Origin of the sequence: Fulvivirga sp. (assembly GCF_040220315.1) — a bacterium.
GTDB lineage: Bacteria > Bacteroidota > Bacteroidia > Cytophagales > Cyclobacteriaceae > Fulvivirga.
Genome location: NZ_JAVJUY010000244.1, coordinates 34,344 through 40,992, shown reverse-complemented (window position 1 = coordinate 40,992; position 6,649 = coordinate 34,344). Strand labels below are relative to the sequence as shown.

At 37.5% G+C, this 6,649-nt stretch carries 5 protein-coding genes; 1 reads left to right on the top strand and 4 read right to left on the bottom strand.

Features of this window, described 5'->3' with window-relative positions; genetic code table 11:
- Positions 1-25 precede the first annotated feature (25 nt).
- From RLO81_RS11840 to rimP, 4 genes are all read right to left on the bottom strand, one after another.
- The gene (locus RLO81_RS11840; RefSeq protein WP_350111746.1) at positions 26-772 is read right to left on the bottom strand and encodes a hypothetical protein; all 747 of its coding nucleotides are present in this window, start codon (positions 770-772) and stop codon (positions 26-28) included.
- A 269-nt stretch (positions 773-1,041) separates the two neighbouring features.
- Entirely contained in the window at positions 1,042-3,738 is a 2,697-nt protein-coding gene (gene infB / locus RLO81_RS11835) for a translation initiation factor IF-2 (RefSeq protein WP_350111744.1), read from the bottom strand.
- Positions 3,739-3,777: 39 nt separating this feature from the next.
- Positions 3,778-5,019 (bottom strand): transcription termination factor NusA, encoded by a 1,242-nt coding sequence (gene nusA, locus RLO81_RS11830; RefSeq protein WP_350111743.1) that lies wholly within the window; start codon positions 5,017-5,019, stop codon positions 3,778-3,780.
- A 17-nt stretch (positions 5,020-5,036) separates the two neighbouring features.
- Positions 5,037-5,507: a ribosome maturation factor RimP gene (gene rimP / locus RLO81_RS11825; RefSeq protein WP_350111741.1), complete on the bottom strand. Its 471-nt coding sequence runs from the start codon at positions 5,505-5,507 to the stop codon at positions 5,037-5,039.
- 143 nt (positions 5,508-5,650) lie between these two features.
- Between rimP and RLO81_RS11820 the strand changes: the two genes are divergently transcribed.
- On the top strand, positions 5,651-6,640 hold the full coding sequence (locus RLO81_RS11820; protein ID WP_350111739.1) for a M28 family peptidase: 990 nt from the start codon (positions 5,651-5,653) through the stop codon (positions 6,638-6,640).
- The last annotated feature ends 9 nt before the right edge of the window (positions 6,641-6,649 follow it).

The window sequence follows — 6,649 nt, the reverse complement described above, 5'->3', positions numbered from 1 at the left end:
TTTTTATATATAATTTTGTATTGGTTTATGCTTCAGCTCCTTCTCCTTCCAGGTTTTTGAGCATTGCAATCTTAAAGTTCTTCTTGGCTTTGTGTCCGCAATAACCACACTCAAAATGTTTAAGTAACTCTCCTTCTTCAGTAGCTGAAGGTGACTTCATTATTTCTTCTTTAGTAACTCTGAATGTTTGGTAGTTACACTCAGGACACTGTAGCGCGTGCAAGTGACCCGAATACTTCTCAATTTTAGTATAACCTGTTTCTTCGTCTACCCATACATCGTAGTCAATAGAGAAGATTTCCTCTTCAGCCTGCATACCTTCATCTAAGTAAACATCTTCTTCTTCTTCGCTAAGGAGTTTCATTGGTTTACCAGATTTAGGAGAAATTCTTGGCTTGTATCTTAATTTTTTTAATCTTTTCTCGATATAGAACGGGTAGTAAAATTTTAGCAGGTTTTGAACAATTACTCCAATGATTAATCCCATTGAAACTGTAACAAATAATCGAACAAACAACCATAATATTCCTAATTCAACTATGTAAGAATTAGCGTAGAAACCACCTGCAATTATCAACAACACACTACATGTCATTAATATGTTGATTTCTGAACGGTTGATATAATCGTACTTTGTCTTTGAATCGCTGGTTGCTGCTAATTTTAAAATATGCCCAATTAAAATGAGCACAGATAATCCCGCTAGTCCGTAGGTAATGTATTGTGCCCACATGTTCCAAGCTTCAAAGGATTGAGTCGAAGTGTTGTTCATGGCCTATTGTTTGTTTATGTAAGTTTGATAGACAAATAAAGTTATTTGAAGTACAATTTAAAAATAAGTCTTCAATTTTAATATTGTTTTCCAAAAAAAGAAAAAAGAAATATACAATACTAAGTAATAATGTTACAAACTTTTAGCCCACTAATTGTGCTTATCAAGTTATTTTATTCTAATTAATATCTATTTAATTCAATTTTAAAAATATCAGATCAAAAAAAAGAGGCCATTTAGCCTCTTTTTGTTTATATAATATGCCCTATTTACAAAGTACGTTTTGTTTCCCGCTCTTCATAACTCTCCACTACGTCACCTACTTTAATGTCGTTGAACCCTTTTATACTCAAGCCACATTCGTAGCCATTCTTCACTTCGGTAACGTCATCTTTAAATCGCTTCAACTGCCCCATTTCTCCCGAGTAGATTACAATACCATCTCTGATTAATCGAATTGGATTAGCTTTCTTGATATATCCGTCAGTTACCATACAACCAGCTACTGTGCCAATTTTAGTGATTTTAAAGATCTCTCTTACTTCCACATTACCTACAATAACTTCTTCTACTTCAGGATCAAGCATGCCTTCCATGGCATCTTTCACATCATTGATGGCATCATATATGACAGAATAAAGTCTGATTTCAATTTCTTCGTTCTCGGCAACTTTCTTGGCTGCTGCTGAAGGTCTCACCTGGAAACCAACGATAACTGCATCAGATGCTGAAGCCAGTAATACGTCCGACTCAGAAATCTGACCAACACCTTTGTGAATGATATTTACCTGAATTTCCTCTGTGCTTAACTTCAATAGTGAATCAGAAAGTGCTTCAATAGAACCATCCACATCACCTTTAATGATAACATTCAATTCTTTAAAAGAACCGATGGCAAGTCGTCTACCAATTTCATCCAGTGTAATATGTTTCTTAGTTCTAATGGACTGCTCTCGTAAAATTTGCTCACGTTTTGTAGCTATTTCGCGTGCCTCTCTGTCAGACTCCATCACATTAAACTTGTCACCAGCCTGAGGTGCGCCATCCAAACCTAACATTAATACGGGGGTAGAAGGACCGGCCTTTTTAACCTGTGAACCGGTATGATCAAACATGGCTTTAACTCTACCGTAATAGGCTCCTGCCAACATAATATCTCCAACTTCAAGTGATCCGTTTTGTACTAAAACAGTAGCCACATAACCTCTTCCTTTATCCAAAGATGCCTCAACAACAGTACCAGAAGCTTTTTTCTTATGATTTGCTTTTAATTCTAAAAGCTCAGCTTCAAGAAGTACTTTTTCCAGTAAGTCATCGATACCTTGTCCTGTTTTGGCGGATATTTCCTGGCACTGGTATTTACCACCCCAGTCTTCCACCAAGATGTTTATTTTAGAAAGTGATTCTTTTACTTTCTCAGGATTTGCACCTGGTTTATCTACTTTGTTGATAGCAATAACAATTGGCACGCCAGCAACTTGGGCGTGGTTAATCGCCTCTTTCGTTTGAGGCATCACGTCATCATCAGCTGCCACCACAATAATAACTATGTCTGTTACTTTAGCACCTCTGGCACGCATAGCGGTAAATGCTTCGTGACCCGGTGTATCAAGGAAGGCAATTTTATTGCCGCTCTCTGTCATTACATCGTATGCACCAATGTGCTGTGTTATACCTCCGGCCTCACCGGCAGTAACTTTTGAGCTTCTTATATAGTCAAGCAGCGATGTTTTACCATGATCAACGTGACCCATGATTGTAACAATAGGTGCCCTTTCTTCTAAATCTTCTGCTGCATCCTCTACTTCTTCTACTTCTACCTCATCATCAGCCGATGTGAATTCAACGTTAAAATCGAATTCATCAGCAATTACGGTGATAGATTCTGCATCTAACCTCTGGTTGATCGAAACGAACATGCCCAGGTTCATGCAAACTGAAATTACGTCATTAACGGACACGTTCATTAAAGAAGCTAGATCATTCGCAGAAATAAATTCTGTAACTTTTAGTGTTTTAGACTGCTCCTGCTCTTGTAGCATTTGCTCTTCTTTCGCATCTGCTATAGCTGAACGCTTCTCTCTCCTATATTTTGCTCCGCCTTTTTTGGATTTATTTCCACTTAATTTTGCAAGCGTTGCCTTAATTTTATCCTGAATTTCCTTATCAGACGGCTCTTCTTTCTCTATTCGCTTACCACCGCCACGCTGATCAGGTCTTCTTCTGTCATCGTTTCTGGCAACGCGTTTTCTCGGTCTTTTTTTCTTCTCCTCCTTACGGTCGTCTGAAGAGGCTACAGGTTTACTTCTTCTATCTTTTTCTTTAGGAAGGTCAATTTTACCAACCACTTTTAACCCTTGGAGCTTATCAGCTTTGGCCGAGATCACACCTTTTTCTTCCTCTTTCTTCTCTTCAGGTTTCGGTGTTTCTTCTTTTTTCGGCTCTTCTTTCTTCTCTACTATTTCTTCTTTCTTCTCCTCTTTTACCGCTGGTTTTTCTTCAACTTTAGGCTCTTCTTTTACTGGCTCTTCCTTCGCTTTCTCTTCTTGCTTTTTCTTATCAAGATCTATTTTACCCAGTACCTTAAAGCCTTGTAATTTTGTTCTTTCTGGCTCTACCCTTTCTGGTTTCTTCTCCTCTTTTTGCTCTGAGCTTACCTTATCGGCAGAAAGATTTTTAATTAATACCTCTTCGTCATCCGATTTATTGGTTGGCTTTGAGCTACCAGATTCGATAGCAACGTCATGATGCTTGGTGCCTATTGAAAGACCTGAGGCTTCCTCTTTCTCATGAGCAGAATCTGCAAATTCACGAGAGAGCATAGAGAATTGCTCACCCGTAACTTTAGCGTTAGGACTGCTCTCAACTTCAAAGCCTTTATCAGCAAGAAAATCTACAATAGTGGACAATCCCACGTTGAGTTTTCTGGCTACCTGGCTTAACCTCATGGTTTTTTCATCTGCCATATTCAAATATCTCCTTTTTTTATAAGTTTAAAAAATGACTTATTCGAACTCCTGCTTTAATATTTTCAGAATATCTTCGATAGTCTCTTCTTCTAAATCAGTTCTTCTGGCAAGCTCCTCAGCATTTAATGCTAATACACTTTTTGCAGTATCCAAACCGATTCTTTTCAATTCGTCAATTACCCAGTCTTCGATTTCATCTCCAAATTCATCAAGATCAACATCCTCTTCATCATACTCACCTAATTCCCTGAATACGTCAATCTCCTTTCCTACAAGTCTACTGGCCAATTTGATGTTTTGACCACCCTTACCAATAGCCAAAGACACCTGATCTGGTTTCAGGAATACTGAAACTCTGTCATCATCTTCAGACATTTTAATACTTGTAATCTTAGCGGGACTCAACGCTCTTGTAATGTATAAATCCATGTTATCGGTAAAATTGATCACATCGATATTCTCATTCTGAAGTTCACGCACGATGCTATGTATTCTTGATCCTTTCATACCCACACAAGCGCCTACAGGATCAATTCTATCATCGTAAGATTCAACAGCTACTTTTGCTCTTTCACCTGGCTCACGCACCACCTTCTTGATAGTAATAAGTCCGTCATACACTTCAGGAACCTCATTCTCGAATAGTCTTTCTAAGAATACTGGGCTTGTTCTAGACAAGATAATTTTGGGGCTACCGTTGTACATTTCAACACGATCAACAATAGCTCTTACCTGATCGCCCTTTCTAAAACGATCTTTGTGAATCTGCTCTGATCTTGGAATTGATATTTCATTTCCTTCAGCATCGATCAATAAAATTTCTCTGCTTAGTATTTGGTAAACCTCTCCGGTGATAATCTCACCAACAAGATCTTTATACTTTTCATAAAGGATATCTTTTTCAAGATCCTTCACTCTTTGAATTAATGTCTGTCTTGCAGTCATTACAGCTCTTCTTCCGAAATCCTCTAGTGTGATTTCTTCTGCTACTTCTTCACCAATTTCAAAGTCAGGCTCAATCTTTCTGGCATCTGTCAGGCTGATTTTATCATGATCCCAGATATCCTCAGAGTTATCGTCTACAATCTCTCTAAACCTCCAAATCTCCAAGTCACCTTTATCGGCATTAATAATAATGTCGAAGTTCTCATCTGTTTCAAACTTCTTTCTGATCATCGTTCTGAAAACATCTTCCAGAATTCTGATCATAGTTGGCCTGTCTATGTTTTTCTGTTTCGCAAAATCAGCGAATGATTCAATTAATACAGAAGCATTCATTTTTTATCTATTAATTATTATTTAAACGATACCTGAACTATTGTTCTTTTAATTTGATCAAATGCCATTTCTAATGGAACATGATCAATTTTCTTCCCTTTTTTAACTTCTTTATCAAGCAAAACCCCCTTTTCATTTACTTCCTTGAGGATGCCTTTTACATCTTTTCCTTCAGAGGTTGTGATTTTGAGTTTCCGCCCAATATTTTTCTTGTATTGCCTTAATGTGTCTAATGGATAATCCACTCCGGGTGAAGTGACTTCTAATGTGTACTTAGAATCAACAATTTCATCTTCCTCTAAAGCGAACCCAACAGCCCTGCTCATTTCGGCACAATCATCGATAGTTACGCCATCATCACCATCTAATAGAATAGTAATTTTTGTTGGCCCCTTGTCTGCCGAAACAATAACCTCCACTAAAAAGTGCTCCTTTTTAGTGAGGTTTGCCTCGGCAAGCTTCGTTACTATCGACTTTAAATTCTCCAAATTGATAATATAAAAAGAGGGGACTCGTTGTCCCCTCAGAAACTTATTATATTTACGCCTGCAAATGTAAATCAATTTTATTTGCTTTACAAAGAGTTCTAAAACACATTATTTATTCTTTATCCGTTTCAAAACTGATTCCATTGAAAAATTTATACTTTTTGGCATCAATTGCCTTTATCGCCCTATTCACTTCCTGCGGTAATAACAAATCGAAGCAAGAATCTAAGGAGCAACCCAAAGAAGTTTTTGTACCCCAATTTAATTCTGATTCAGCTTATGCTTATGTAAAAAAACAAGTTGAGTTTGGGCCAAGAGTACCAAATAGTAAAAACCATACTGAAACAGGTAATTATTTGATAGAAAAGCTCAAATCATTCAATTGGGAAGTTCAGGAACAAAATTTTGAAGCCACTACTTTTGACAATCAACTTCTGTATTTGAGGAATATCATTGCCAGCTATAACCCAAAAAAATCAAAGAGAATTTTACTTGCAGCCCATTGGGACACGAGGCCTTTCGCAGATAAAGATAATGACAGAATAGAAGAGCCAATATTAGGTGCCAATGACGGTGCGAGTGGCGTTGGCGTATTATTAGAAATTGCTCGTGTAATTAATACCTATGATTCTTTAAATCTGGGGGTTGATATCATTTTCTTTGATGGCGAAGATTGGGGTGAAAGACCCAATGAATACATCCAACCTACTAATGGCCTTGAAAGCTGGTGGTGTCTTGGATCGCAATACTGGTCGAAAAATAAACATGAGCCCAAGTACTCCGCTTATTACGGCATATTACTAGATATGGTGGGTGGTGAAAATGCGAAATTTTATAAAGAAGGTTATAGTATGAGTTTTGCTCCTTCTATTGTGAATAAGGTTTGGAGCAAAGGTGCTGAAATTGGCCATTCTAGTTTTTTTATTAATCAGCCAGGTGGACAAATTACTGACGATCATTACTTTGTGAATAAGTATGCTAAAATTCCAATGATAGACATAATACCTATGGACCCGACTGACGGCTCTTTTGGTGCCTTCCATCATACCCATGACGATAACATGGATATCATTAGCAAACTAACACTAAAGGCTGTTGGAGAAACAGTCCTTCACGTTTTGTATAACGAATGAGCTTTACTT